Here is a 23,248-nt window from a genome sequence, read left to right on the forward strand (position 1 = left end):
ATCAGCGGCGCAGCGCTGCATCCCCCCAGGTCACGGGCACCGCATTGCCCGTGACGCCGTCGGCGCGGGCGACCAGTTCGAGGATCGTCATCCCCTTCACATCGGCGGACAATGTTTGGGCGGCCATGCCGCGGCGCATTGGCGGGGTGCTCGCCAATGGCCTGCCGTTGCCATAAAGGAAGAAGCGGACCGGCTGACCGCCATCACCCGCGCTGTCGTCCACCCCCACCTGGGCGGTGAAGCGGGTGAAATCCCTGTTGCGCACTTCCAGCCGCGAGTTGGCGAGGACGCCGATGCCCGAGGCGAAGGGCTTACCCGCAATCGTGAGCGGCTGGTTATAGGGGGTGGCGTCTGCCATCGCCCCGCCCCAGCCCGCATAGATCGGCCGCTCCCCCATGCCGCGGGTGCTGCGCCAGCCGGGAATGGAGCGGTAGATGGTGGGATCGGGTTCCGGCTGGACGACGCCGTCGACTGCCGGATTGACGCTGCCGGGCTGCTCCGACAGATAGAGGCCATCTGCCAGCGCATGTTCGCCCGATGCGCGGAAGACGAGGGTCTGGCGCGGTTCGACCCGCAGTTTCATTTCCCCGGCAAAGCTGCTCCGGGCGCCGGTCCAGAGGTCGGACAGGGCAATGGTGCGGTCGGCGCGGAATTTGAGATGATCGGCGGTCAGCACCGCGTCCACCGGCGCCATGCCACGGTTGAAGAGGGCCACCGCCTTGTCCCCATTGGCCAGCGTCTTGACGAGGATCTGGAGACTGTCGCTATCGAAGGCGACGACCGCCTGATTGCCTGCCGCGTCCTGATTGAGCGCGATCAGGCCGGCATTGCCGAAAATGTCGATCAGCGCCTGAGGCGTCTTGCGCAGGTCCGCGCCGATCAGCAGCGGCGCATTCATCATGGCCCAGAGTGCGAAATGGGATCGCGCCTCCGTCAGATGCCGTTCGTCAAAGTCTCCGGCGCCGATGAACAGCATGTCCGGATCGTTCCAGGAACCGGGATGACCGTAGAGCGCCCGTCGCGCCGCGCTGTCATAATTGGTCAGCATCCGGCTCCAGCTGGGTGAAATATCGTCGCTGGTGCGTGAGATGTTGCCGACATCCTTGCCCCAGGCCCGGACATTGGCGCTGCCCCATATGCAGAGCGAGAGCAGATAGTCGCCGTCCGGATTATAGCGGGCGAGCGAGCGGTTGATGTCCGCAAACAGCGCCTTGACCGCGGGGATGTCGGATCGGTTGGTGGACGCCTGATCGATGAGCGGCGTAAGGGCGCGATATTGGCCGTTGCGCACCCGCTCGGCATCGGCGGCGAAGGCCCGGATGCCGCAGCCGTCGACCTTGATCGCGTCGAACCCCCAATCCGCAAAGAAGAGGCGGATGTCCTGATCGATGTGGCCGTAAAGGCCGACCTCCCGCTCCGCCACCGTGCCTTCCGGCAGTTGCGCCTCTCCCGTGGAATAGGCCTGCGAGCAGATGTTGCGGCCAAGGTCGGAATAGATGCCCGCCTTGAAGCCCATGGCGTGCAGTTTGTCGGTCAGCGGACGGAAGGAGGGATCGCCCTTGACCGTCAGCGACGAGGGGAACTTGTCCGAACGGATCATCAGCCGGTCGTCGCTGGTGCGGCGCTTGATCCACCAGCCGTCGTCGATATTGATGTAGCGATAGCCCTTTCGCGCGAGTCCGCTGTCCAGAATGCGTTGCGCTGATCCCAGCAGCTTTTCCTCGTCGATCTCGGTGAAAAAGGCGTTCCAGCTGTTCCAGCCCATGGGCGGCAGTTCCGCCCGGCCGCCCTGATAGGCGGTCCACCGCCCGGTCGGCGCGAGGGGATCGGTCGTCTGCGCGGACAGGGCGGTGCCAGCGCACAGCATGGCCAAAGAAAGCGATAGGCGAGGGAGCAGGCGGTGAAAGGTCATGCAAAATCTTTCTCAGTCAAGGTGACGGGCACGCCGGCCCTGAGAGTGAGGGCAAGGCGACGCTCGCCAACTCGGACGGTCCTTTGCCCGTTCAGTTCGGGACGCAATATGGCGCGGTCGAGCCGGCCGCCCCGCCACCACAGGTCGATGGTGCAGCGCCCCCGTGACCGCAGGCCGGTGACGTGACCGTCCGGCCATGCGCGCGGCAGGGCGGGCAGCAGGTCGACAAGGTCGCCCCGGCTTGCCATCAGCATCTCGACGATCCCCGCGGCCCCGCCGAAATTGCCGTCGATCTGGAAGGGCGGATGCGCGTCGAACATATTGGGGTAAGTGCGTTCCGGCCCCAGCAGGAAGCGCAATATGGCATGGGCATGGTCCCCCTCGCGTAGCCGCGCCCACAGATTGATGCGCCATGCGGTTGCCCAGCCGGTTGCGCGGTCCCCGCGAATTTCGAGCGTCTTGCGCGCGGCGGCGGCAAGATCGGGCGTGCCGTCGGGCGTGATCTGATGCGAGGGGTGAAGGCCGTAAAGGTGCGATACGTGCCGGTGATTCTGTTCCGGCGCGTCGGTGTCCCAATCCTGCTGCCATTCCTGAAGCTGACCCTGCCGCCCGATCCTGTAGGGCGCAAGCCGATCGCGGGCGGCGCGCATTTCCGCGATCAGGACCGCGTCGGTGCGCAGAATTGTCGCGGCCTCCACCGTTCGGTCGAACAGGTCGCGCAATATGGCCATGTCCATCGTCGGACCGGCGCAGATCGTGCCGCCATGGCCATGCGGATTTTCCGGACTCATCGACGGATTGGTGACGAGGAAGCCTGTGGTCGGATCGCGTTGCAGCGTGTCGAGGAAGAAACGCGCCGCGCCGGCCATCAGCGGGTAGATGGACGCGAGATAGGCGCGGTCGCGGCCGTAATCATAATGGTCCCATAAATGGGTGCACAGCCATGCGCCGCCCGTGGGCCAGAGGCCGAACTGCGCCCCGTCGATCGGCGCGGTGGCGCGCCACAGATCGGTATTGTGGTGCGCGACCCAGCCGCGTGCGCCATACATGGTCTTCGCCGTCCGCGCTCCGCTGATGGCAAGTTCGCGCACCATCTCGACCAGCGGCGTCACGCATTCGGCAAGATTTGCCGGCTCGGCGGGCCAGTAGTTCATCTGCGTATTGATGTTGATCGTATATTTGGAACCCCAGGGCGGGTTCAGACTGTCATTCCAGAGTCCCTGAAGATTGGCGGGCTGGCCGCCGGGACGCGAAGAGGCAATCAGCAGATAGCGGCCATATTGGAAATAGAGAGCGGCAAGCGCGGGGTCGTCGCTGCTCTGGGAGGCGGCGATGCGCTCGTCGGTGGGCATAGCGGCGGCAGCCGTGTTGCCGAGGTCGAGCGAGACGCGACGGAACAGCCGCCGGTGCGCGGCGGCGGTATCGGCGGCGATCGCGGCGAAGGAGCGTCCGTTCGCCCCGGCAAGGACCGCGGCCGTGTCGGCAATGGGATCACCGCTGACGTTGTCGAACCGCCTGTAGCTCGTCGCCATGGCGATGAGCAGTGTTGCCGCGGTGGCCCCTCTTATCCGGAGGCGGCCGTCGGCGGCATGGGCGACGCGGCCTCCCTCGACCGTCGCGTCCAGACGCGCGGCGAAGCGGAGATGGCCTTCTACTCCCCTGGACATGCCGTTGCGGCCGGTCATCAGCAGGCCTGCCGGTCCGTCCGCCATGACCTGCACTTCTTGCTGGGGTGAGCGCAGGGCAATGTCGACGTCGAGCTTGCCCCGGCCGGTGGTGGAGAGGCGTATCGCGATGAGCCGGTCGGCGGGCGAGGCGACCACCTGACGCAAATGGTTGACGCCGCCGGCCGTGAAACGGGTCGCAGCCAATGCGCTGTCGAGATCGAGTTCGCGCTGATAGCCATCGATAGCGTCCAGTCCCGGAAAGTCGAGTATCAGGTCGCCCAGCGTCTGATAGGGCATCTGCGCCAGCGGCTGCGCCATCAGTGTTCGGTTGGCGAGGGCCTCGGCTTCTTCGATCCTGCCCTCGAAGATCAACGCGCGGACCTTTGGCAGCATCGCCTTAGCCTGCGGGTTGACGGGATCATAAGGCTGGCCCGCCCAAAGCGTGCTTTCATTCAGTTGCAGCCGTTCCTGCGCTGTCCCGCCGAAGACCATCGCACCAAGGCGGCCGTTGCCGACCGGTAGCGCCTCGGTCCACTGGCCGGCAGGCTTGCGATACCAGAGGCTGAGCGGCCCGGCAGGTGTTGCGGTTTTGCCCGCGCTGCGAGCGGGCGTCACGGCGAGCGCCAGCGTCCCGGCTGCGATGCCCACCGCGGCTTCACGACGGCTGACGCTCATGGACGCGCCGCTGCCGGAAGGGCGGAAAGGGTAAAGCTGTCAATGTCGAGATAGCCGCCGCCCGGTTGCGAATTGTAGCAGGAAATGGCGAACTGCTGTCCCTGAAAGGTGCCTGTACGCCAGTCGAAGGCGAGGGGGAAGGGGCCGCCCACCTCGGTCCAGCGGCGATTGTCGGAACTATAGGCGACGCGGCCCTCCTTCCTCTCGAAATCCATGTCGGTGCGCAGCCAGAGCGTGCGTCCCGCGATCGGGAGGGAAGGAATGCGAACCTGCGTGCGAGGCCCCTGCGTGGTGGATTCGGTAAGTTGCATCCGCAGCGAGCGGGTGCCCTTCGCGCCGCCGACGACCGACAATTGTGCGTTATATTTGCCGAAGCTGCCGACGCCGCATATATCTCCGGGTCTTATCCCGCCCGTGTCGATCTTCGCCACGGCGCGGGCGCGCGGCCCCTGCGCTTTTTGCGTCAGTGTGTTGCGCGCGGTCCAGATGCCATCCGCCTGTGTCGCGTGCATCCGCATATAGCCCGGACGCTGCGTCAGCGACCAACGGCTGTCATCGGGATTATGGTTCCACTGCCATTGCAGGCCCAGTTTGGGAGATGAAAAATCGTCTGAAGACGGCGGTTCGGCGAAAGGGTGGCCCGCGATCGGCTTGGCGGCGCGGTCGGGTACGCGGTCCGGCGCATCGGGCGTGCCCCAGATCGGCCATCCGTCCTTCCAGTGGATCGGGCTGATATTGGTCATGCGCCCGATCGCGCCCGCGTCGACCATGACGAAGCCGTACCAGCTTCCGTCGGGCAGATCGACGATCGCGCCCTGATGGCCGCCGGTCCTGTCGTCGATCGAGGGGCGGGTTTCCCATGGTCCCCAAAGACTGCGGGAGCGGGATATGGTCATCGCCAGTTTCGACGGAATGGCGTTGAACAGATAATACCAGCCATTGTGACGGATGATCTTCGATCCCTCCGCCCCCTTGTTGTAATAGGCGACTTTCGCAGCGGTGACGGCGCTCAGATCCTCGTTCAGGGTGAGCAGCGTCAACGTGCCGTTGGTGCCGATGGAGGTGCCGAGATAGGCGGTGCCGTCGCCGTCGATGAACAGCGCCGGATCGAAGGCTTCGCGGTCCAGTTCCTTGTAGGTCCACGGCCCCTCGATCCGGGCGGAGCGATAGATGCGGGTCTTGTGCCCGACCGGCGTGACGGCGAGGTAGAAGAGGCCCTGATGCCGGCGCAGGCTGGCCGCATAGAAGCCGTGGCGATAATCGCCGCCGTCCTTCAGGTCATAGCGCGGATCGCCGTCCAGCCGGTCGGCGACATGGCTGGCTATTTGCCAGTTCACCAGATCCTTCGAATGGAGAATGGTGATGCCGGGCGCATTGGTGAAGGTCGTGCTGACGAAGTAGAAGTCCTGCCCCACGCGGATGATGTCGGGATCGGGATAGTCGGCGAACAGCACAGGATTGCGGTAGGTGCCGTCGCCCTGATCGGATCGCCAGACCTGCGAGGACAGGGTGGAGGCAAGGGCAAGGGCCGCCATGGCAAGCCCGGTGCGAAGTGCGAACGAACGATGCATCGTCATCCCCGACCGTTTCAGGAAGCAGGCGTGTAGTGATAGGGGCCGATGACCGTTCCCACGAAGCCTCCCGCCTTTTCGGTGCTGAGCAGGGTGGCGTTCACCCCGGCCTTCAGCGTCTGCACCTTGCCGTCGATGTCATAGTCGAACGCCATCGTGCCGCCCGTGGCGCGGATGGTGAGGGTAAGGGGGCGGCTTGTCGCTACCGGCGCGGATGCCACAAGCGTATCGGTGTCCGCCGCATCGCGGGTATAGAGCGCGACCATCGGCTTGCCAGCAATCTGCGTCAGGCCGAAGAAGAGGTTGCTTCGGTCACTCTGCACCGCGGCGAGTCCCGCGCGATCACCGTCACGCATCGGCGTATAGCGCAGCGTGGTGGAGATGGTGGCGTTGGCATGCTGCTGCCGCCGCCCGATGAAGGCGGGAACGCCGTTCAGATCCCCCAGGGGGGCGCCGCTGTCCAGTTCCAGCGCCCCGCCCGACAGCCGGTAGAAGGGCCGACGCGGCGTGCGGATGCCGATCCACTGCATTGGCAGGCTCTTGCCATCAAACTCCTCCCGGTAGGAGAAGTCGCCGCTGGTCGGCAGGGCTGGCCGGACGCCGCCCGGCAGGCGGGGAGCCTTCAGGGCGTGAGGAATCGCTTGCCCCCTGGGCAGGATGATCGGCCATCCGTCCTTCCACGTGACCGGCAGCAGGAAGGTTTCCCGCCCGATATTGTAGAGGTCCCCCGCATAGGGACGCACCGCGAGGAAGGTCGCCCACCAGTCGCCATTCTGTGTCTGAACAAGTTCCGCATGGCCGGCCGATCCGATCAGGTCAGGCCGCGCGGGATCGAGGTCGCGCTGGGTGAGAATGGGATTGCCCTCGAACGGGATATAGGGGCCGCGCAGAGCCTTTGAACGGAACACGACCTGCGAATGGTTGACGCTGGTGCCACCTTCGGCCGCTGTCAGATAATAATAACCGTCCTTGCGGAAGATATGCGGCCCTTCAATCCAGACCGGCTTCTTGCCGATGTCCACGCCGCCGTTGATGAGTGGCGTGCTTTCGCCGACCATCCTGCCCGCGCGCCAGTCATATTCCTGAATCCAGATGGCGCGGTGGCCATCATAACGGGGCGGCTCATCAGGGGCGCGGTTGTTGACGATATAGGCCTTGTCCCCTTCCCAATAGATGGAGGGGTCGATCCCCTCGAACGGCAGCCAGATCGGGTTCGACCAGGGGCCGGCAGGGTCTTTCGCGGTAATGACGAAATTGCCGCCACATTCGACGCAGGTGTTGGTGATGTAGAAGGTGCCGTCATGATAGCTGATGTCCGGTGCGAATACAGCCTGCGACATGCGACGCCCCGTAAAGTCGAGCTGTTCCGGCCGATCGATGGCATTACCGATCTGGATCCAGTTGACGAGATCTTTCGACTTGAAGACTGGCAGGCCAGGGAAATGGGCGAAGGAGGAATTGACGAGATAATAGTCTTCGCCCACTCTGGTCACCGAAGGATCGGGATAATAGCCCGATAAAATGGGATTGAGATATTCGCCCGCTTTGACGATGACTTTCTCCATCGCCTGTCCGTCATAGGTAAAGCGCTCGAAGCGCGCTGGCGCGCCCGCAGCTGTAGCAGGAGCAGTGACGGAGGTAAGGGCAAGTGACAGGATGGGAAAAATCGATGTCCGGTGCTTCATTCATCTCTCCTGGCGCTGCCATTTCTATTGCAGCTGCTACGTGATAGCGCTAACATCTCTCGATGTCGAGCGGTGGAGGCAGCAGCCTGGCCTTCGCCTCTTCCGCCCCATCAACCCCCTTTTCGCTTTGTCGGGTCGGATCGTATATGATCGGAATGAGGCGTCAATAACTCCCACAAAATAATTTCACCTGCGCTTGCGGTGAGGGAGCGCTCAAACGGGTTGATCCTGAGGTAGACAGGCCGGACGGGTCTGCCGCTCATGTATCATTACCGTCAAAACAAAGCCTTCCGCCCGTCACCATATTGGCATCGTGTTGCAACATCCTGCCGCTAGGGCGCCCCCATCCATATTCAGACAGGGGGACTTGCTACCATGCGCATCACTGCCGCTTTCCTGATGGCGTCGACGGCCTTCATAACTTCGCCAGCCTTGGCGCAGAATGTTCTTCCTGCCGACGCTGCGGCTGCAGAAGGCGCCGATATCGTCGTTTTTGGCCGCGGCGAAACGCGGCAGGTTCAGGAAATCCAGTCGCAGGACATCGTAACGCTGACGCCCGGCACCAATCCGCTCAAGGCCATAGAGAAACTCCCCAGCGTCAATTTTCAGAGCGCCGATCCGTTCGGCAATTATGAATGGTCGCAGCGCGTCACCATTCGCGGCTTCAGCCAGGAACGGCTGGGCTTTACCTTCGACGGCATTCCGCTTGGCGACATGAGCTATGGCAATCATAACGGCCTGCACATCACCCGCGCGATCAGCTCGGAAAATATCGGCAGCGTGCGAGTGTCGCAGGGCGCAGGATCGATCGGCACGCAGGCGACAAACGCGCTGGGCGGCACCGTGGAGACCTTCTCTGCCGATCCGGCCAATTATCTGTCCGGCGGTGCGCTCGCCGGTCAGGGCAACCTCACTTATGGCAGTAACGAAACATGGCGGGCCTTCGCCCGGCTGGCGCTGGGCAGTCGCGACGGCGTCAGGGGCTACGTTTCCTACGGCTATGGATCGACCGACAAGTTCAAGGGCGACGGCACGCAGGACCAGCATATGGGCAATGCGAAAGTCGTGATTCCGGCAGGTGACCTGACAGTCGATGGCTGGCTCAGCTATTCCGACAGGCGCGAGCAGGATTATCAGGACATGTCGATGGCGATGATCAGTCGTCTCGGTTGGGACTGGGATAACAGCTATCCCGACTATGCCCGCGCGATAGATTATGCGAACCGCCTGAACGACGTCGATCGGATCAGCAACAGCGGCGGATCGCCTTTCCCCGACGGGCGCTATGACTATAGCGGCGCACTGGTGTCCGGGGGGCAGGTCTATCCCGGCAACGTCACCAGCGCCGACGATGCCTATTATGACGCGGCCGGGCTGCGCAAGGACTGGTTGGGGGCGATCGGCGTCTCCTCTCCGCTGGGCGAACATGCCAGCTTCAAACTAAACGGCTATTATCATCATAACAAGGGCATGGGCCTTTGGGCGACGCCCTACACTGCCAGTCCCAACGGCGTGCCCATGTCGGTGCGGACCACCGAATATGAAATGGACCGGATCGGCGCCTTCGGCAGTGTCGACTTTACGCTGGGCATCCAGAATGTCACTGTCGGGGGCTGGTATGAGAATAACCAGTTCAACCAGGCTCGCCGCTTCTACGCCTTCGCCAGCCGCACCGAGCCGGGCCTGAGCTTCCGCGACTATCCCAAAAATCCCTTCGCTACCCAGTGGGAATTCGATTTCACCACCGATACGATCCAATATTATGTCGAGGACAGGATCGATCTGGGCATGGTGACGATCAATCTCGGCTGGAAGGGATTCAAGGTCACAAACCAGGCCGAGGCCGTCGTCCAGTCGACTTTTCCCGAAGGCCGTATCAAGGCGGAGGACTGGTTCCAGCCCCATGCCGGCTTCGCGGTGGAACTCACGCCGCAGGCCGAACTCTTCGGCGGTTTCACTCAGGCGACCCGTGCGTTTCAGGCCGCAACGACTGTTGGTCCCTTCTCGACCAGTCAGCTGGGTTTCGACGCCATCAAGGGCAGCCTGAAACCCGAAGCGTCGGACACCTATGAACTGGGCCTGCGATTCCATAACGGCTTCTTCAACGGCGTCATCGGCGCGTATCTGGTCAATTTCCGCAACCGCCTGCTCAGCGTTCAGGTGGGCAGCCCGATCCAGGGCTTCGCATCCGCCCTGCAGAATGTCGGCAACGTCCGCGCCGCCGGTGTGGAGGCCGCCGGCACGCTGACGCTGGGTGGGGGCTTCAGCCTCTATGGCTCCTACAGTCATACCGACTCCACCTATCGCGACGACGTGGCGGACAGCGGCGGCGCGATCACGGCAATCAAGGGCAGGACCGTGGTTGACAGCCCCAGGCATATTGCGCGCGGCGAAATCAGCTATGAGCGTGAGGGCGCTTTCGGCCGGATCGGCGTCAATTACATGTCACGCCGCTATTACACCTACACCAACGACCAGTGGGTGCCGGGGCGTGCAATCGTCGACGCGACCATCGGCTATCATTTCAATGAAAGGCTCGAATTGCAGTTGAACGCGACAAACCTGCTCGACAAACGCTATGTCGGCACGATCGGGTCGGGCGGCTTTGGCAATAGTGGCGATGCGCAGACGCTGCTGGTCGGCGCGCCGGCGCAATTCTTCGCCACGTTGAAGGCGGGCTTCTGATCCATGAAGGGTGCCGCGCTTCTCCTCAGTCTGATCGCCGCCGCCGTTCCGGCGGTAGCGTCGGCCAAACCGGTGTTGATGATCTCGATCGACGGGCTTCGTCCCAACGACGTGCTGGAAGCGGAGAAGCGCGGCCTTGCCATTCCGAACCTGCGCCGCTTTCTGCGGGAAGGCGCCTATGCGACGGGGGTAACGGGCGTTCTGCCGACGCTCACCTATCCCAGCCACACGACGCTGATTACCGGCGTCTCGCCTGCCCGGCACGGAATCGTTGCCAATAACAGCTTCGATCCGATGCAGATCAATCAAGGGGGCTGGACCTGGTATGCGTCCGACATCCGGGTGCCGACGCTCTGGGAAGCGGCGGCCAAGGCGGGCCTTACCACCGGCAATGTCCACTGGCCGGTCAGCGTCGCGGCGAAGGGCGTGACCTGGAACCTGCCGCAGATCTGGCGCACGGGCCATGCGGATGATGTCAAGTTGCTCGATGCGCTGGCGACCCCCGGCCTCAAGGCGGAGCTGGAGGAGGCGACCGGCGAGTCCTATGCCGCGGGGATCGACGAAAGCCTCTCGGGCGACGAAAATCGCGGTCGTTTCGCAGCGGCGCTGATCGCGGCGCATCTGCCCGATTTTCTGACCGTGTATCTGACCGCACTCGACCATGAACAGCACCTCAAAGGCGTTGGCAGCGTGGAAGCGAAGGCAGTGCTGGAAAGGATCGATGCCATTGTGGGCCGGCTGATCGCCGCCGAACTGGAGGCGCACCCAGACGCAGTGATCGCGCTGGTGAGCGATCACGGGTTCGACGCCGTGCATCATGCGCTCAACCTCTTCCGTCCCTTTATCGACGATGGATTGATCGTCCTGAACAAGGACGGCCAGATCGCTTCCTGGCAGGCGATGCCATGGATTTCGGGCGGATCGGCCGCCATCATGCTCGCCAGACCGAAGGATGACGCCCTGATCGCCCGCGTGAAGGCAGTGCTGGACCGATTGGCCGGAGACCCGGCCAATGGCGTTGCGCGCATCGCTGATCGTCAGGTTGTCATGGACATGGGAGGCAATCCGGCTGCCACTTTCTACCTCGATCTTGCACGAGGTTTCGTCACCGACAGCTTCCGCGGCGCGAACGCGCCCACCGTCAGTGAGACGTCGCTCAAAGCCATGCACGGCTATTTTCCGGGCGATCCTGAACTCATGTCGACCTTCATGCTGCTGGGAGAGGGTGTCGCAAAAGGGCGAAGGTGGGGACAGATCGACATGCGCGCCGTCCCCTCGACCCTGGCGGAAATTATGGGGTTCCAGCTCACCGATGCGGAGCAGAAGGCGGTCAGTTGGCGCCCCTGATTCTTCAAAACGATGCCCGTCCCCCACGCGCATGCTGACGGTGCAATGCCGTGGGAGCCGCGTTGCTTCAATCGAGATTGCGGAAGTCGAACTGGCTGGTCGGGATGATGTCGATCCGCGAAAAGTCGATGAAACCGGCGCAGCTGTCGGCCATTTCCTTCGTGTTGCGCGCGAATTTGGCGTCATCGTCGACCGCGTCGAAGAAGACCCGGGGATCGGTCATCGCTTCCAGTGGAAAACATTCCTCGACGAAAGCGCCATAGGCCGGCGCCTCGTCCGTCAACGGACGAACGATGATGTTCTGCACATATTCGAAGTTGGACTGGGTATCGATCGCGACGCGGCTGTGGTGCCGGTGCCAGTGCGCGACCGCGTCGTGCCAGCTCATGTCGGGCCGGAAGGAAATGAAGCTGGCCTGGCTCCAGCCCCACGTCCGCTGCCCGGTCTGCGGTGGATGATCGCGGTTCGGAATGATCGTGGATTCGGCAACCAGCCAGGCTTCGAAGCGGTCACTCATTGCGGCCAGTGCATCGTCCACCGGGCCGCGGAAGATGGCGTTCGCCGACGGCAGCCAGAATTGCACCACCGCATCCTGTTGTCTCTCCTGCCATTGCTGGACCAGTGCGGCGGCGGGTTCGACAGTCGCGTCGCGGACGTTGAGGCGGATGCCGCTGGCGCCGGCCGCCTTCAGCGCCGCAGGCAGTTTTGCAATCAGGCGAGCGGCATAGTCGGCACGGCTCTCGCCTTCGGGTGCCCAGAGGGCACAGATCAGCTTTTCCATTCAGTCTCTCTCCAGCCCTGTCGCGTCAGTCGAAATTGGCCTGCCCGCCGTCAAGCGGGATGGTTGCGCCAGTCAGATAGTTCAGGTCCGATCCGCACAGGGCGACGATGGCGCGGCCGATATCTTCCTCCAGCCTGCCGATGCGGCCGAGCGGAATAGTCCGGAAAAAAGCTTCCGCTTCTTCCGGATTATTCTCGATCCACCATTTAAGACCGGGCGATTCTGCATGCGGAGCGATGGTGAGGACGCGGATATTCTCCCTGCCCCATTCCGACGCCGCGGCGCGGGTCAGGGCGCGGGTCGCCTGCTTGATCGCGCCATAGCAGCCATAGGTCGCCATGTCCCACCGGATGCCGGCCGAGGAGGCGAAGTTAAATATGGTGCCGCCGCCCCGCTTTGCCATCAGGGGATGGACCAGCTTCATCAGACGGAAGGAGGCGAGCGGTCCAGATTCGAATCCGGCAGTGAAGGCTTCGTCGGCGACGTCGTCGATCAGGCCCAGCGGCACTTCCTGCGCGTTGTTGACCAATATGTCCACGCCGCCCAGTTCGCGCGCGGCCGTCTCGACCGCACTGGCGAGATCATCCGCGGCCTTCACGTTGCAGCTGACGGGAATGGCGCGCACGCCGCGTTCCTTCGCCAGACGGGCGGTTTCCTCGACCTTTTCAAGGGTGCGGCCGGCAAGCAGCAGGTCGACCCCCTCGCTCGCCATGGCGAGGGCGATGCCCTGGCCGATCCCTTGCCCCGCTCCGGTTATCAAAGCGACTTTGCCTTTCAAGGCGGACATGACCTCTCCTTTGGATTCATCGTAGAATATTTGACACCATACTACGCAGCAAGTTGACATTATGGCAAGTAAGGCCACAATCTGCGTGAATATGTCGGGAGGGGAGCGGCAAGGGTGCGGATGCAGCCTGCCTGCCTTCGGCCCGCAGCAGAACAGTGGATTTCAAGAAGCGGACGGGCATGAGCAACTGGGACAAGGAAGTCGACATCCTCGTGGTGGGATCTGGCGCGGGCGGGCTGCTGTCGGCGCTGGTGGGCGCCCACAACCGGGCCGATGTGCTGATCGTCGAAAAGGCGGATCTGTGGGGCGGGACCTCCGCCACGTCGGGCGGCGGCATCTGGATTCCGGGCAGCGATCCGGCAAAGGCGGCGGGGTTCGACGATAATCTGGACGACGCCTTCACCTATTTGCGGGCGCTGTCTGCGGACAATGTGCCGGACGCCAATATCCGCGCCTATGTCGATAATGCCGCGCCGATGCTGCGCTGGGTCATGGCGCATACGCCGGTGCAATATATGGCCTTTCCCTATCCCGACTATCATGCCGAAAATCCCGGCGGATCGGCGCAGGGATTCCGCACGCACCTGCCGCTGCCGCTCGACGGCAAGCCTCTGGGCGCCGACATCCGCAAGCTGCGCTTCGCCTCTCCGGCCGCAAGCCTGTTCGGCTATCTGAACTGGCATTTCAGCGAGACGTATGAGTTGCTCTACCGGTCCAAGGGGTGGATCAGAAATCTGATCGTCAACATGAGCAAATATTGGCTCGACCTGCCATTCCGCCTGACGTCGCGCAAGGACCGGCGGCTGACGCTGGGCAATGCGCTGACGGGCGGACTGCGCATGGCGCTCAACAAGCAGGGCGTGCCGCTGTGGCTGGAAACGCCGCTCAAGGAACTGGTGCGCGAAAACGGCAAGGTGACGGGCGCGGTCGTGGAAAAGGACGGCAAGCCCTATCGCATCGGCGTGCGCAAGGGCGTGGTGCTGGCCGCGGGTGGTTATGACAAGAATCAGGCGATGCGCGACGGCAATGCGCCGCTCTATCCCACCGCTCAATATTCGGGCGGCGTCACCAGTAACACCGGCGACAGCATCCGCGCAGGCGAAGCCATAGGCGCGGATACTCTGAACATGCAGTCGGCATGGGCGGCGCCGGTCTTCCATGTGCCCGGCGAGGACCGCGGACGGCTCTGCACGGTTGAGCGGGCGTTGCCGGGTTGCATCATGGTGAACCAGTCGGGACAGCGCTATCTGAACGAGGCGGCCTCCTATCATATCGTCGGGCAGCAGATGGCGCGGCGGCAGGCGGAGCAAGGCGATGCCTCCCCCAGCTGGATGATCTTCGACCACCGCTATCGCCATCAGTTCCCGATGGGACCGCTCTATCCGTTGATGCCGACCTTCCTGCACAACCGGGCGGTGCGATCGATCCTGAAGCAGGGGCGGTCGATCGAGGAACTGGCCGCGAAGATCGGCATCGATCCGGCGGCGTTGTCGGCCACGGTCGCCCGTTTCAACACCCATGCGGTGAAGGGCGAGGACCCTGAGTTTCACCGGGGCGAGGCGGCCTATGACAAGATGTATGGCGACTTCCGCCATGGTCCCAATCCGTGCCTGCGGCCGCTGGATCAGGGGCCATATTATGCGATGCCCATTTATCCGGGCGATATCGGCACCAATGGCGGCCTGCTGACGAATGCGCAGGCGCAGGTAGTGGACGATGCGGGCAATGCCATCCCCGGCCTTTATGCGGTGGGCAACAATGCAGCCTCGGCCATGGGGGAAAGCTATCCCGGCGCGGGCGTCACGATCGGACCGGCCATGACCTTCGGCTATGTCGCGGCGCGGCACATGACGGGCGGCAACAGGTAACGCATCGCCCGGCCGGGCAGGACGTGCCGGTCAGGGATGGCCGGTGAAGGCGGTGATGCCACCGTCGACCACCAGTTGTGTCCCGGTAATGTAGCGCGCCTCGTCCGAGCAGAGGAACAGCGCGGCATGGGCAACGTCCCATGCGTCGCCCATGCGGCCCATCGGAACCTGCGCGTTGCGTTTGGCGACCATGCCTTCATAATCGCCCTGATTATAACGCTCCGCGAGCCGTTGGACGAGCGGGGTCAGCATCAGGCCGGGAATGACGCAGTTGAGCCGCACCCCCTTGTCGGCATAGGAGACGGCGGTGACCTTGGTAAACTGAACCAGTCCTGCCTTCGCCGCGGCATAGGCCACCTGATCCTTGCCGACCCAGCGCATCCCCGCAATGGAGGAGATGTTGACGATGGCGCCGCCGCCCTGCTGCACCATGACCGGCAGTGCGGCCTTCGCGGTCAGGAAGGCGCTGCTGAGGTTCAGGTCCAGTTGGGCCTTCCACACCGCCTCGTCCATGGTTTCGGGATTGCCGGGTTCCGAGCGGCCGACATTGTTGACGAGGATGTCGAGGCGGCCGAACCGTTGCACGCAATCGGCGACCATCGCGTCGATGTCCGCCGAACTTGTCACATCGCAGGCCGCCACATGGATGCTGTTGCCCTCGCTTTCCACGATCTGCTGCGTGGCGCGGGCGGCCTCCGGACTGAGGTCGACGCCATAGACTGTCGCGCCCTGCCGCGCGAGCAGGGTGGCAATCGCCTTGCCATTGCCCCAGCCGGGTGCGAAGGAGCCGCACCCCGTGACAATCGCGACGCGTCCGTCCAGTCTCAACATAGCTGCCCTCCTGCATTTTTATGGCCGCCGGTTTAGGGCTTGCGGGGGCCAGATTGCACGGTAAAGGCTTAAATACAACGAAATGTGCAAATTATTGGGGATGAAGCGATGAGTGCAGGGCCGCGTATCATGCTGATCAGCGCACTGGCGCAATCGCCGGGGCCTGCTCTGGCTGCGATGCGCGACGAATGGCCGGAAGCGCGAGCCTTCAACCTGATCGACGACTCGCTGGCCAGCGATTTCGCCACCATCGGGGAAATCAGCCCCGCCATTTACGATCGTTTCCTGACGCTGGGCCGCTACGCCGCGAGCGCCAATGACGGAGAGGCGCCGACGCGCGGGCTGCTGTTTACCTGCTCCGCCTTCCGGCCCGCGATCGAACAGGTGAAGGCTGACCTTTCCATCCCGGTCATCACCCCCAATGAGGGCGCGTTCGACGAGGCGCTGGCGATCTGCCGGGGCAAGGATAATGGCGGGCGGATCGGCCTGTTGCTGACCTTTGAAGGGTCGGTAGCGCCGCTGGCCGGCGAAATCCAGACCATGGCCGACGCGATCGGGCAGCAGTATCCAGAGATCATTCCCGCTGTCGCGACCGGCGCGCTGGAGGCCTTGCAGGCCGGTGACGCCGACCGGCATGACGCGTTGAGCGCTCAGGCAGCGGAAAGCCTGCCGCCGGTCGACGTAGTCGTCATCGGCCAGTTTTCCATGGCGCGGGCGGCGCCCCTCGTGACGGCGCGGCGCCTTGAGCCAGTGTTGACCACGCCGCACATGGCGGTGCGCAAGATGCGGCGGCTGGTCGAGCAGGCGGGCTAGGGTTCAGGTCCCCGCCAGTTCCTGCACCACGCCGGGAATGACCAGCGGATCGCCCATGCGGTCATAGACCGACAGCACATTGCCGCTCATGAACAGGTCGCGGCGATGCTGCGGCAGCCGGTCGGCATGACGGGCGAAAAAGGCGCCATAATGGCCCACCGGATCGCCGAACCCCTCAAAATGCGGGAAGTCGGAGGAGAACATCAGCATGTCTTCCGGCAATTGCTCCATAATCCGCTCCAGCGGATTGTCGCTGCCGCAGTCCAGCGGCGTGCCGCGCACGTTGCGGCGGATATAGTCGCTGGGCTTCATTGGATATTTCCACTGGCCCAGGAACAGTTCGGCGGTAGGCGTCGCCCGCTCGTCAATGTCGTTGAGGACGAAGGGCAGCCAGCCCACGCCCAGTTCGGCGAAGGTCACGGTCAGCGTCGGATGGCGTTCGAACAGGCCGGAAAACACCATGGCGTTGATGTTCATCATCGCCGTCACATGACGAAAGCCGCCTCCGAACTGGCGCAGCAGCGTCGGATCGGCCGCCATGTTGGACCAGCCCGGATCGAAGGCCATGCGTTCAAACCCGGTGTGAAGCATGGCCATCATGCCATTGTCGGTCACCGCCTGCCAGAAACGGTCCCAGTCGGGATGGACGATCGACTTGCCCGCGACCGGCGCGCCGGGGATCAGCACGATGCGGCTGCCGCGCCGCCGCATCCGCTGAAGTTCCGCGATGGCCCAGTCGAGATCCTCATAGTCGAGCGCCGTGACCGGGAGCAGCCGCCCGCCGCCCTCGTCGCAGGTGTCGGCCAGCCAGTCATTGGCGGTGCGAATGGTTTCCTGCCGCAGACCGATATCGTCGATGAACGTCTGATAGGTGATGCCCGACAGGCAGATCACATTTTGGAGCGCGATGCCCTGATCGTCCATCCATTTGAGGCGCGCTTTGGTGTTGGCGACCTCCATCTGGTTCTTCCCTTCGAATTCGGCCCGGCGGCCCTTTTCGTCGGCCTTTTCCTGCGCGAACAGGGTCAGCAGGCCGGGCGGCGTCAGTTCGGCCATGGAGGGGCGTCGGTCTTCGGGAATGGAGCGGACCAGATCGCCGCAGATCACCTTCACCGCCAGCGCGCCGCCGTCCAGTTCGGGCAGGCGTTTCGCGAGATCCGGATAGTTGGTCAACCATTCCGGTCCCGGTTCGAAATGCGCGTCGATGTCGATGATCAGGCTCATTTCTGCTCTCCTTGCTGATGGTCGCGCCAGCCTGTCCTTCTGGCGGGGCAGGCTGGCTCCTTTCTTTCCGTCCGGCGCATCTTATCATGCGCGGGAAAACATGCCTCGTCTTCCGCCAATGCGGAAAAAGTGCCGATGTCAGACCAGTTCGGGCCGCAGGATTGCGTCGCTGCCGCCGTCGATGAAGATGATCTGGCCCAGCAGATAGTGATTTTCCATGCCGAGTAGGAAATCGATCAGTTCGGCGATCTCCGCTGGCCCCGCATAATCCTTGACCGCGATCGGGTTGCTCTGCCCGATCAGCTTGACCATGTCGGGTTGCTCCAGCAGCGGGGCGGTCATCGGCGTGGTGACGACACCCGGTCCGATCCCGTTCAGCAGGATGCCTGCGCCCGCCCATTCGGCGCTGATGGCGGTGCGGCGCAGCCAACGCGACAGGGCGTTCTTCGACGTGGCGTAGGAGCTTTGCGGATCGGCGGCGATGGCGTCGAGCGCGCCTGCCTCATCGCCTGCGAGGCAGAGGTCCACGACCTCGCGGTTTGACGGCAGGAAAGCGGCGGTAGAGCAGATGGCGACGGCGCGGGGGCGGGGCGATTTCGCCATCATCGGCCGCAGTCCCTCCAGCGTGGCGACCGCGCCGAAATAATTGATGGCGACGGTTTCGCGCGGCATGTCCCCCCGCGAAATGCCCGCGCCGGCCAACACGGCATCGATGCCGTTGGGGGCAAGGCGCGCAACCTCCGCCACCATGTGGGCGCGGCCCGCTGCGGTGCCCAGATCCGCCTCGATATCCGCGTTGCGCAGGTCGACGCCGATGACCTGCTGGCCGGCCTGCTTCAGCCTTTCGACGGTAGCGGCGCCGATGCCGGATGCGGCGCCGGTAATCACGGTAATGCGGCTCATATAATCCTCTCTTTCCAAAAAAAATCAGCCGAAGACGGCCATTGATCCGATCAGTGCGCGATTGAGCTTGCGTCGTTCGGCCAGCCGCCAGCGCCCCTCGATCCGTCGCCAGCGGTCGTGATAATCGCCCAGCGAGCGGAAATTGGGTTCCGGCGCGTCGTCGCTGCCCAAATGCATGTCGCTGACATAGCAGCGGCTGGTCGCAAGGTCGCCATCGACATCGACGACCAGATTGCCGAGCAGATGCTGGGTCGTGCCGCAGGCGTCGAGATAGCGGCGGATCAGCGTGATGATCGCGTCGCTCCCCGTAATCGTGCCGGTGCCGAGATCGGCGATGGCATCGTCGGTCAGGATCGCCTTCAGCACTCCCCAGTCGCGATCGTCCATGGCGCGGGCGAAGCGGGTCAGTTCGCGCCCGATTTCATAATGGGCCAGCACGGTTTCGATGCTCATGGGGTTATGTCTTTCATGCCGGGGTCAGCCCTGTTCAACCCGCAGCCGGGTCAGGCGGATCGATGCGATGCGCCATGTGCCGTCGATGCGGCGGTAGCGTTCATGATAATGGCCCCAGCCGTGCAGCCAGCGGAAGGGCAGGGCAGAACCCTCACCCGGCCAGAGCCAGTCCTCCATCGCCCAGATGCCGCTGGCATGATCGGCATCCTCGACATGGATTTCGGGCATATGGCCATGATGCACGGTGACGACCGCGTCGAGCATCGGCGCCAGCATCGCCAGATAAGGCTCTGCGCCGTGGATCAGCATGGCCTCATTCCGCTCGGGCGTGGCCTCCCGGAAATCGGCGATCAGATCGGGCGCGAAAATCTCCGCGAGGCCCGTCCAGTCCTTTCCGTCCATGGTGCGGAAATAGCGGGCCTTGAGCGATTTGATGGCCTCGATCGTCAGCATTTCAGCGCTATTGTCCATCTTTCTATCCCTTGCGGCGCCATTTGATGCGGATGAGGTCGGCGCCGACTTCCGCTTCCAGGAACAGCCGATCGCCCTCGAACCGGAAGCGGCGGGGCTGGATCGACCCGATCCAGTCGGGATACCATGCGCCGTCGACATGGTGGGTGACGATGCCCGCCTGCGCGTCGACGCTGTAGCGGCCGAAATAGCCGCTATAGGCGCGGATCGCCTGTCCCAGCGTGGCATCGTCCACGTCGTAGATGCTGGGCGCGCCCAGTGGAGGGCGGTTCGCCATCATCAGATGGCAGCTCATATGCCCGTCGGCGCTATACAGTATCTGACCCAGCGCATCGCGGCCGAAGGGGAAGATTTCCGTCCCGTCGGCGCGGTGCGTGGTCCAGAGCACGAGTTGCCACGCGCCGACAAACTGTTCGACCGGATCGCGCATCAGCCCGATACCGTATAGCCGCCGTCGACCGCCAGCGTCTGGCCGGTGATCCATGCGGCGGCGGGGCTGGTGAGGAAGAGGATCGCTCCGGCTATGTCCTTCGGCTCGCCCAGCCGGCCGAGCGGCGTGCGGGCGAGGGTCGGCGCCGTCCAGTCCTCCTGCGCGAAGGTGCCTGCCGTCATATGGCTGCGGGTGAGACCGGCGGCGACGGCGTTGACGCGAATGTTGCGCGGTCCCCATTCGACCGCCAGCGTGCGGGTCAGGCCAAGGAGGCCGGTCTTGGCCGCGCCATAGCCGGGCACGATCGGGATGCCGAAGAAGCTGCTCATCGACGCAATGCCGATGATCGATGCCCCACCCTCGATCCGGCTTTGCGCCAGCAGATCGGCGGTGCGGCGGGCCATGCGGAAAGCGCCGACCAGCAGCATGTTGACGGCGCGGGCGAAAATGTCCGGCTCATATTCGTCTAGGCCGATGCTGGGGAGCGCCATGCCCGCATTGTTGATGAGGATGTCGAGCCGGGGCAGGGCGGCGGCCACCGCGTCTATGCTGGCGCCATCCTCTATGTCCATGCTGAGATAGCGATAGCCCGACAGGTCGGTGTCATAATCGGCAGCGCCGGGGCGCGTGCCGGTGATGGTGACATTCGCGCCCGCTTCGCGATAGGCGGCGGCGGTGGCGGCGCCGATGCCGCTGGTGCCGCCGGTGACGAGGACATGGACGCCCCTATAGTCATGCGTGATGCCGGTCATACCGCCTCCACCTCGACCCATCGGCCTTCGGCAGCGGACTTGCGGGCGGCGTCCAGCACCGCCTGCCCCGCCGCCGCGTCGCGGAAGTCGCCGCCAGGATCGGGCAGGGGCGGGGCATGGCCTTCGATCCTCGCCTTCATCTGCCCAAACAGCTTGGCATAAGGGGCGACGTCGAAGCCCTGCGTGTGCCAGCGGTCCATTTCGGTCTGGATCAGTTCGGCGATGCCGAAAGGCTCAGGCGCGGGGTTCACCAGTTCGGAGGGCATGGGGATCTGGCGCGTGCCGTCCCCATTCTTGACCCACACTTCTTCCGGATCGCCGAAGGCCGCGCCGGACTGGATCCAGGCCGCGCCCTTCGTGCCCGCGATCTTGGTCGCCATGACGAAGGGGCCGGGAAAGGTCATCGCCGCCTCGATCACGCCGCGGCAGCCATTTTCCGTCACGAACTGGACATTATAATAATCGTCGGAGGTCATGGCGGGGCGGTTGGTCGACAGCTTGCGCAGGATCGCGCTCACCGCCTTGATCGGGCCGATAGTGGAGAGCACCTGATCGATCATGTGCGTGCCGAACGCGCCGAGGAAGCCGCCGCCCTGCGCTGCGTCGGTCCACCAGTCGGCCAGCGGCTCGTCATCGCCGCTGCCGGGCTGCTGGTAGAGGCGGCTGAACATCAGCGGATCGCCGATCATGCCCTCGTTCACCACCCGGCGCAGCAATGCCTGGGCGCTGTCGAAGCGGAATTCGGCGCCCAGCGCATGGACGACGCCCGCTTCTTCGGCGGCGGCCAGCATCTCGCGGGCCCGCGGCAGGTCCTTTGCGAAGGGCTTTTCGCACATGACGGCGCGGCCTGCGGCGATCGCCTGCATTACCGGCCGGTAGTGGGCGTGGGGCGGGGTGGCGACAGTGACGAGGCGGATGGCCGGATCATCGGCCAGCACCTGCTCCAGATCGTCGGACGCCAGGGGGATGCCGAGCGGCGCGGCGCGCTGGGCGGTGCGTTCGCGGTCGCGGCCGACGATGGCGCGCACCTCTATCCCTGCGTCGCGGAGCGCCCGGACATGGGTGAACAGGCCAAAGCCCGTTCCCACCACGACGGCGCCCAGCGCTTGCCCTTCCTTGCTCATTTTCCGTTCCTTGCTTTTTGGATGACGGCATGGGCCGCGCCGGGCCAGTGCCGGATGGCCTCTGCCATGGGTCTGGATGCGATCCCGCTGGAGAAGATTTCGACCGAGACCGGCGCGGTGCAGCCGGTCGCGTCCAACGTGCGGATGAAGCGGGGAAGGTCGAAACTGCCTTCGCCCGGCAATAACCGCCCGGTCATGGTTTCCTGCATCAGGTCTTCGCCCGGTTGTGCGGGCGCGTCGTTGATCTGGACGGTGTGGATATAGGCGCCCGGAATGGCGGCGAGCAGGTCGAAGGACGATCCGCTGCGGAAGAAATGCCAGCTGTCCACCGTCAGCCCACCATTGGGACGGGCCGCCGCCTGCACGATGGCCCAGGCGCTGGCGAGGTCCGGGATGCCGCCAAAGGGCAGGAATTCGATATGCACCTTCAGCCCGTGCGGCGCGGCGAGATCGCAGAGATAAGCAAAGGCTTCCGCCGCTTCGTCGAGCGAGGGGGCGATGCCCATCATCTCGACCGCCGTGACCGAGGGCGCGCCGATGCGGGCGGCGGTTTCGATGACGCGCTCGGGCGTCAACGAACGGAGCAGAGAGGCCATGGGGATGTCGTCGCCCGCGCTGCGGTGGGACGGGAGCCAGCAGGCGGTGCAATCCACCTCTTCCAGGCTGAGGCCCTGATCTGTTATCCGGCTGCGGATTTCGGCGGCGGTCATGCCTTCCCTCTCCAGCGACCAGATGTCGCCGGGCATCAGGGAGATGCCGCTGAAACCCGCCTCGCGCGCAGGGGCAAGCCGGTCCAGCAACGGCACATGGATGAAGGGCGGGCCGGAAAGGATGAGGCCGGTGCCGAGCATCACTGTGCCCCCATGCGGAAATTGAGTTCGAGGAGGATGCCGTTCACCTCTTCGACGAAAATCTGCGTCAGGCTGGCGGGCGGATAATCCTTGCGCACGAAGAGGCGGCCCGTGCGGGCGAGCCGTTCCAGCATGTCGGGCAGGTCGTCGCACTCCAGCGCGACATGATGCAGGGCGGCGCTGCCGCGCGCGGGCGTGAAGGGAAAGCTGTCGTCGCTGGGATAGACTGCGTCGACGGGGCCGATATGGATGATCGGGTGCCCCGCCGGATCGTGCATCCAACAGCCCTGATCCATGGTCGCCGCGCCCGGCGCAGAGCGCGCCTTCAGCCCCAGCAGATCGCGGAAAAAGGCTGCGGTTCCGGGAACGTCGGGCGTGCGGATGTTGACATGGTCGAGTGTGCGAACGGGCATGGCGG

The 23,248-nt window shown here is 64.2% G+C and carries 20 protein-coding genes; 4 read left to right on the top strand and 16 right to left on the bottom strand.

Annotated elements, in window-relative coordinates:
• Window position 1: 1 nt before the first annotated feature.
• From ACFC3J_RS00320 to ACFC3J_RS00335, 4 genes are read right to left on the bottom strand one after another with little or no spacing between them, the layout of a single operon-like run.
• On the bottom strand, window positions 2-1,912 hold the full coding sequence (locus tag ACFC3J_RS00320) for an NPCBM/NEW2 domain-containing protein (RefSeq protein WP_375194216.1): 1,911 nt from the start codon (window positions 1,910-1,912) through the stop codon (window positions 2-4).
• Window positions 1,909-4,254, bottom strand: a complete 2,346-nt coding sequence (locus ACFC3J_RS00325; RefSeq protein WP_375194217.1) for a glycoside hydrolase N-terminal domain-containing protein — start codon at window positions 4,252-4,254, stop codon at window positions 1,909-1,911. Before ACFC3J_RS00325 ends, ACFC3J_RS00320 begins: the two co-directional genes overlap by 4 nt.
• Complete coding sequence (locus ACFC3J_RS00330; protein ID WP_375194218.1) at window positions 4,251-5,825, bottom strand: glycoside hydrolase 43 family protein; 1,575 nt, start codon at window positions 5,823-5,825, stop codon at window positions 4,251-4,253. Before ACFC3J_RS00330 ends, ACFC3J_RS00325 begins: the two co-directional genes overlap by 4 nt.
• A 17-nt stretch (window positions 5,826-5,842) precedes the next feature.
• Window positions 5,843-7,510, bottom strand: coding sequence for a glycoside hydrolase family 43 protein (locus tag ACFC3J_RS00335; protein ID WP_375194219.1), 1,668 nt, complete (start codon window positions 7,508-7,510; stop codon window positions 5,843-5,845).
• Between the two features lie 375 nt (window positions 7,511-7,885).
• Between ACFC3J_RS00335 and ACFC3J_RS00340 the strand changes: the two genes are divergently transcribed.
• Window positions 7,886-10,195, top strand: a complete 2,310-nt coding sequence (locus ACFC3J_RS00340; protein WP_375194220.1) for a TonB-dependent receptor — start codon at window positions 7,886-7,888, stop codon at window positions 10,193-10,195.
• A gap of 3 nt (window positions 10,196-10,198) precedes the next feature.
• Window positions 10,199-11,542: an ectonucleotide pyrophosphatase/phosphodiesterase gene (locus tag ACFC3J_RS00345; RefSeq protein ID WP_375194221.1), complete on the top strand. Its 1,344-nt coding sequence runs from the start codon at window positions 10,199-10,201 to the stop codon at window positions 11,540-11,542.
• 67 nt (window positions 11,543-11,609) lie between these two features.
• On the opposite strand, the gene ACFC3J_RS00350 is transcribed toward ACFC3J_RS00345, so the two are convergent.
• Both ACFC3J_RS00350 and ACFC3J_RS00355 read right to left on the bottom strand, forming a co-directional pair.
• Complete coding sequence (locus ACFC3J_RS00350) at window positions 11,610-12,323, bottom strand: EthD domain-containing protein (protein ID WP_375194222.1); 714 nt, start codon at window positions 12,321-12,323, stop codon at window positions 11,610-11,612.
• A 25-nt stretch (window positions 12,324-12,348) separates the two neighbouring features.
• Window positions 12,349-13,110 carry an SDR family NAD(P)-dependent oxidoreductase gene (locus ACFC3J_RS00355; protein WP_375194223.1) on the bottom strand — a complete coding sequence of 254 codons (762 nt, stop codon included), beginning with the start codon at window positions 13,108-13,110 and terminating at the stop codon, window positions 12,349-12,351.
• Window positions 13,111-13,289: 179 nt separating this feature from the next.
• Between ACFC3J_RS00355 and ACFC3J_RS00360 the strand changes: the two genes are divergently transcribed.
• Entirely contained in the window at window positions 13,290-14,978 is a 1,689-nt protein-coding gene (locus ACFC3J_RS00360; RefSeq protein ID WP_375194224.1) for an FAD-binding protein, read from the top strand.
• A gap of 30 nt (window positions 14,979-15,008) precedes the next feature.
• Here ACFC3J_RS00360 and ACFC3J_RS00365 read toward each other — a convergent pair whose 3' ends face one another.
• A complete protein-coding gene (locus tag ACFC3J_RS00365) occupies window positions 15,009-15,809 on the bottom strand; it encodes an SDR family NAD(P)-dependent oxidoreductase (RefSeq protein ID WP_375194225.1) in 801 nt (266 codons plus the stop codon).
• A 108-nt stretch (window positions 15,810-15,917) separates the two neighbouring features.
• Between ACFC3J_RS00365 and ACFC3J_RS00370 the strand changes: the two genes are divergently transcribed.
• A complete protein-coding gene (locus tag ACFC3J_RS00370) occupies window positions 15,918-16,622 on the top strand; it encodes an aspartate/glutamate racemase family protein (protein ID WP_375194226.1) in 705 nt (234 codons plus the stop codon).
• Between the two features lie 3 nt (window positions 16,623-16,625).
• On the opposite strand, the gene ACFC3J_RS00375 is transcribed toward ACFC3J_RS00370, so the two are convergent.
• The 9 genes from ACFC3J_RS00375 to ACFC3J_RS00415 all read right to left on the bottom strand — a co-directional run bounded on the left by ACFC3J_RS00375 (window position 16,626) and on the right by ACFC3J_RS00415 (window position 23,243).
• Window positions 16,626-17,846 carry an amidohydrolase family protein gene (locus ACFC3J_RS00375; RefSeq protein WP_375194227.1) on the bottom strand — a complete coding sequence of 407 codons (1,221 nt, stop codon included), beginning with the start codon at window positions 17,844-17,846 and terminating at the stop codon, window positions 16,626-16,628.
• Between the two features lie 138 nt (window positions 17,847-17,984).
• Window positions 17,985-18,749 (bottom strand): SDR family oxidoreductase, encoded by a 765-nt coding sequence (locus ACFC3J_RS00380; RefSeq protein WP_375194228.1) that lies wholly within the window; start codon window positions 18,747-18,749, stop codon window positions 17,985-17,987.
• A 24-nt stretch (window positions 18,750-18,773) separates the two neighbouring features.
• Window positions 18,774-19,202 carry a nuclear transport factor 2 family protein gene (locus tag ACFC3J_RS00385; protein ID WP_375194229.1) on the bottom strand — a complete coding sequence of 143 codons (429 nt, stop codon included), beginning with the start codon at window positions 19,200-19,202 and terminating at the stop codon, window positions 18,774-18,776.
• A gap of 24 nt (window positions 19,203-19,226) precedes the next feature.
• Window positions 19,227-19,673, bottom strand: a complete 447-nt coding sequence (locus tag ACFC3J_RS00390) for a nuclear transport factor 2 family protein (protein WP_375194230.1) — start codon at window positions 19,671-19,673, stop codon at window positions 19,227-19,229.
• A gap of 4 nt (window positions 19,674-19,677) precedes the next feature.
• On the bottom strand, window positions 19,678-20,103 hold the full coding sequence (locus ACFC3J_RS00395; RefSeq protein WP_375194231.1) for a lipocalin-like domain-containing protein: 426 nt from the start codon (window positions 20,101-20,103) through the stop codon (window positions 19,678-19,680).
• Window positions 20,103-20,855 (bottom strand): SDR family NAD(P)-dependent oxidoreductase, encoded by a 753-nt coding sequence (locus ACFC3J_RS00400; RefSeq protein WP_375194232.1) that lies wholly within the window; start codon window positions 20,853-20,855, stop codon window positions 20,103-20,105. Before ACFC3J_RS00400 ends, ACFC3J_RS00395 begins: the two co-directional genes overlap by 1 nt.
• Window positions 20,852-21,979 (bottom strand): Gfo/Idh/MocA family protein, encoded by a 1,128-nt coding sequence (locus ACFC3J_RS00405; RefSeq protein ID WP_375194233.1) that lies wholly within the window; start codon window positions 21,977-21,979, stop codon window positions 20,852-20,854. The genes ACFC3J_RS00400 and ACFC3J_RS00405 overlap by 4 nt, the downstream gene beginning before the upstream one ends.
• Window positions 21,976-22,830: a sugar phosphate isomerase/epimerase family protein gene (locus ACFC3J_RS00410; RefSeq protein WP_375194234.1), complete on the bottom strand. Its 855-nt coding sequence runs from the start codon at window positions 22,828-22,830 to the stop codon at window positions 21,976-21,978. Before ACFC3J_RS00410 ends, ACFC3J_RS00405 begins: the two co-directional genes overlap by 4 nt.
• Entirely contained in the window at window positions 22,830-23,243 is a 414-nt protein-coding gene (locus ACFC3J_RS00415; RefSeq protein ID WP_375194235.1) for a VOC family protein, read from the bottom strand. The genes ACFC3J_RS00410 and ACFC3J_RS00415 overlap by 1 nt, the downstream gene beginning before the upstream one ends.
• Window positions 23,244-23,248 lie beyond the last annotated feature (5 nt).

Source organism: Sphingobium sp., assembly GCF_041987595.1.
Lineage (GTDB): Bacteria > Pseudomonadota > Alphaproteobacteria > Sphingomonadales > Sphingomonadaceae > Sphingobium.

What these genes read in the sequence shown, in the direction of transcription:
- ACFC3J_RS00350 (WP_375194222.1), bottom strand. Translation starts at nt 12,323, where the DNA reads ATGGAAAAGCTGATCTGTGCCCTCTGGGCACCCGAAGGCGAGAGCCGT.
- ACFC3J_RS00355 (WP_375194223.1), bottom strand. Translation starts at nt 13,110, where the DNA reads ATGTCCGCCTTGAAAGGCAAAGTCGCTTTGATAACCGGAGCGGGGCAA.
- ACFC3J_RS00410 (WP_375194234.1), bottom strand. Translation starts at nt 22,830, where the DNA reads ATGCTCGGCACCGGCCTCATCCTTTCCGGCCCGCCCTTCATCCATGTG.
- ACFC3J_RS00380 (WP_375194228.1), bottom strand. Translation starts at nt 18,749, where the DNA reads ATGAGCCGCATTACCGTGATTACCGGCGCCGCATCCGGCATCGGCGCC.
- ACFC3J_RS00375 (WP_375194227.1), bottom strand. Translation starts at nt 17,846, where the DNA reads ATGAGCCTGATCATCGACATCGACGCGCATTTCGAACCGGGACCGGAA.
- ACFC3J_RS00345 (WP_375194221.1), top strand. Translation starts at nt 10,199, where the DNA reads ATGAAGGGTGCCGCGCTTCTCCTCAGTCTGATCGCCGCCGCCGTTCCG.
- ACFC3J_RS00390 (WP_375194230.1), bottom strand. Translation starts at nt 19,673, where the DNA reads ATGGACAATAGCGCTGAAATGCTGACGATCGAGGCCATCAAATCGCTC.
- ACFC3J_RS00370 (WP_375194226.1), top strand. Translation starts at nt 15,918, where the DNA reads ATGAGTGCAGGGCCGCGTATCATGCTGATCAGCGCACTGGCGCAATCG.
- ACFC3J_RS00360 (WP_375194224.1), top strand. Translation starts at nt 13,290, where the DNA reads ATGAGCAACTGGGACAAGGAAGTCGACATCCTCGTGGTGGGATCTGGC.
- ACFC3J_RS00395 (WP_375194231.1), bottom strand. Translation starts at nt 20,103, where the DNA reads ATGCGCGATCCGGTCGAACAGTTTGTCGGCGCGTGGCAACTCGTGCTC.
- ACFC3J_RS00320 (WP_375194216.1), bottom strand. Translation starts at nt 1,912, where the DNA reads ATGACCTTTCACCGCCTGCTCCCTCGCCTATCGCTTTCTTTGGCCATG.
- ACFC3J_RS00365 (WP_375194225.1), bottom strand. Translation starts at nt 15,809, where the DNA reads ATGTTGAGACTGGACGGACGCGTCGCGATTGTCACGGGGTGCGGCTCC.
- ACFC3J_RS00340 (WP_375194220.1), top strand. Translation starts at nt 7,886, where the DNA reads ATGCGCATCACTGCCGCTTTCCTGATGGCGTCGACGGCCTTCATAACT.
- ACFC3J_RS00415 (WP_375194235.1), bottom strand. Translation starts at nt 23,243, where the DNA reads ATGCCCGTTCGCACACTCGACCATGTCAACATCCGCACGCCCGACGTT.
- ACFC3J_RS00330 (WP_375194218.1), bottom strand. Translation starts at nt 5,825, where the DNA reads ATGCATCGTTCGTTCGCACTTCGCACCGGGCTTGCCATGGCGGCCCTT.
- ACFC3J_RS00385 (WP_375194229.1), bottom strand. Translation starts at nt 19,202, where the DNA reads ATGAGCATCGAAACCGTGCTGGCCCATTATGAAATCGGGCGCGAACTG.
- ACFC3J_RS00405 (WP_375194233.1), bottom strand. Translation starts at nt 21,979, where the DNA reads ATGAGCAAGGAAGGGCAAGCGCTGGGCGCCGTCGTGGTGGGAACGGGC.
- ACFC3J_RS00335 (WP_375194219.1), bottom strand. Translation starts at nt 7,510, where the DNA reads ATGAAGCACCGGACATCGATTTTTCCCATCCTGTCACTTGCCCTTACC.
- ACFC3J_RS00325 (WP_375194217.1), bottom strand. Translation starts at nt 4,254, where the DNA reads ATGAGCGTCAGCCGTCGTGAAGCCGCGGTGGGCATCGCAGCCGGGACG.
- ACFC3J_RS00400 (WP_375194232.1), bottom strand. Translation starts at nt 20,855, where the DNA reads ATGACCGGCATCACGCATGACTATAGGGGCGTCCATGTCCTCGTCACC.